This is a genomic window from Streptomyces beijiangensis, from assembly GCF_017315755.1.
Classification (GTDB): Bacteria; Actinomycetota; Actinomycetes; order Streptomycetales; family Streptomycetaceae; genus Streptomyces; species Streptomyces beijiangensis.
Genome location: NZ_JAFLRJ010000080.1, coordinates 1 through 2,421 on the forward strand (window position 1 = coordinate 1; position 2,421 = coordinate 2,421).

Genomic DNA, 2,421 nt, shown 5'->3' on the forward strand with positions numbered 1-2,421 from the left:
AAGAATGCGCACAGGTTGAGTCACTGTCCAATGACGCAACGAGCGGTCGACTTTGTCCACAGCCCCGACAAATTGTGTGACTGGGCCGGGTGCGCGGCGCGAGGCCTCAGTTCTCCCGGATATGAGGGAAGGTGGCCAGGTCAGAGGGTGTACAAGGGGTGGGCGGGGAGGGCGGAATCAGGAAGGTTCCACTCCATACTCCGATCGGGGGGCGCTCCGTGCGGAACTACCCCCTTCTGTATTGACCCCGGCTCAACTATGTTCGTAGCTCGTCGGGGTGTCGGAATCGGGACCCCGGCATTCAGGCGGGGAGTCTCCGGGGGGAGACGTCATTACCGGGGGAACGCTTATGCATGTTCAGGACACTCAATGGCAGGCTGCCGCCGTATCTGCGTCGGCGGACAGCAACGGGCGGGCGGGAGCCGGTGCGCGCTCGGCGCCGCTTCGCGTGGACGCACAGCGCAATCTCGAGCATGTACTGCGGGCCGCTCGCGAGGTGTTCGGCGAGCTCGGGTACGGGGCGCCGATGGAGGACGTGGCGCGCCGGGCCAGGGTCGGAGTCGGGACGGTGTACCGCCGTTTCCCGAGCAAGGACGTACTGGTGCGCAGGATCGCCGAGGAGGAGACCTCCCGGCTGACCGATCAGGCGCGTACGGCACTCGGGCAGGAGGAGGAGCCGTGGTCGGCGCTGTCGCGCTTCCTGCGGACCTCGGTCGCCTCGGGTGCCGGGCGGCTGCTGCCGCCGCAGATACTGCGGGTCGGTGTCGAGGAGAACGGCGTCCTCGACGACGAGGCCCAGGCGTCCCAACGCGTGCCCCAGCAGCGGGTGGCGCCGGGACTCCGGGTGGTCGACGGCACCGAGGGCGACGAGGACCTGCTGGACGATGCGGGGGCCACGGAGCTGCTCGAGGTCGTGGGGCAGCTGGTGGGCCGGGCGCGGGCGGCGGGTGAGCTGCGGGGCGATGTGACCGTGGCGGACGTACTGCTCGTGATAGCCACGGCGGCTCCTTCGCTGCCGGATGCCACTCAGCAGGCGGCGGCTTCGTCGCGGCTGCTCGACATCCTTCTCGAAGGGCTGCGGTCGCGGCCTGTGTGATGGTTTGGGCCGTTTCGTGCAAGTGGTCTGTGTTCGGCGCCTGTTGATCCTTCCCCGAATGGGTGAGGGTTAGTGCTCCGATTCGGTAAGTCACCCCGGATGAGTGGTTGCCGGGCCTGAATGTTCGGTCGCACTCGGCTCTGTGCCACTCTGGCTCGGTGTTTGGGTCTGAGTGTGCGTACGGGGGCTTCCGCGATGAGCGTTGACGGGCGGGACGAGCCACTGGGTGACGGTGCTCCGGAGGCGGGCGGGCAACCTGCCCGCCGGGTACCGGAACAGCGTGAGGGCGGAAGCGGAAGCAGTGTGCTTCCGCCCCCGCGCACGCTCGAACTGCCGCCGTCGGACTCCGAGTTGATCCGGCAGATGCGGCTGGGTGAGGACAGTGCCTACGAGGAGCTGTTCCGCCGGCACTCGGACGCGGTGCGCCGGTATGCGCGTACCTGCTGCCGGGACGCGCACACCGCCGACGACCTGACCGCCGAGGTCTTCGCGCGGACTCTGCAGGCGGTGCGCGGTGGCGCCGGTCCTGAGCAGGCCGTACGGGCCTATCTGCTGACCACCGTGCGACGCGTCGCCGCGGCCTGGACGAAGACCGCCAAGCGCGAGCAACTGGTCGAGGACTTCGCCGTCTTCGCCGACCAGGCCGCCCGGACGTCCGGGAGCGAGGTCTCCGACCAGGACACACTCGATCTGGGCGCCGATGTGCGGGCCATGCAGATCGCCGAGGAAACGCTCGCCATGCAGGCCTTCAGGTCGCTGCCCGAGCGGTGGCAGGCGGTGCTCTGGCACACCACCGTCGAGGAGGAGTCGCCGAGCGATGTGGCCCCGCTGTTCGGGCTGACCGCCAATGCGACGGCGGTGCTGGCCAGCCGGGCCCGTGAGGGGCTCAAGCAGGCCTATCTGCAGGCGCATGTGAGTGAGGCGCTGACCAGCGGCGGGGACTGTGCACGGTACGCGGACCGGCTGGGCGCCTATGCGCGCGGCGGCCTGCGGATGCGGGCCGAGCGCGGGCTCCGTAAACACCTGGAGGAGTGCGCCAAGTGCCGGGTGGCGGCGGGCGAGCTCAAGGACGTCAACGCCGGGATTCCCGCGCTGCTTCCGGTGGCTGTCATCGGCTGGTTCGCCGGTGGGTTCGCGCTGAAGGGCGCCGGGATCGGGGCCGTCGGTGTAGCAGGTGCGGCAGGTGCGGCAGGTGCGGGTGCGGCTGCCGCCGCCACGGGCGGTTCGTCCGCCGGTGGCAGTGCCGGCGGTGCCGCCGCCGCGGAAGGGCTCGGCGCCCCGGCGAAGGTCGCGATCGGTGCGGCCGTGGTGGTCGCCGCGGCCGC

The 2,421-nt window shown here is 70.3% G+C and carries 2 protein-coding genes; both read left to right on the forward strand.

What is annotated here, in order from left to right; translation table 11 throughout:
- The first annotated feature begins 349 nt into the window (after positions 1 to 349).
- Positions 350 to 1,096: a TetR/AcrR family transcriptional regulator gene (locus J0695_RS09090; protein ID WP_206961369.1), complete on the forward strand. Its 747-nt coding sequence runs from the start codon at positions 350 to 352 to the stop codon at positions 1,094 to 1,096.
- Between the two features lie 195 nt (positions 1,097 to 1,291).
- Positions 1,292 to 2,421: sigma-70 family RNA polymerase sigma factor (locus tag J0695_RS09095; protein WP_206961370.1), on the forward strand; the 1,130-nt coding region annotated here is incomplete at its 3' end.

Coding starts and splice junctions, on each gene's coding strand:
- J0695_RS09090 (WP_206961369.1), top strand. CDS start 350: ATGCATGTTCAGGACACTCAATGGCAGGCTGCCGCCGTATCTGCGTCG.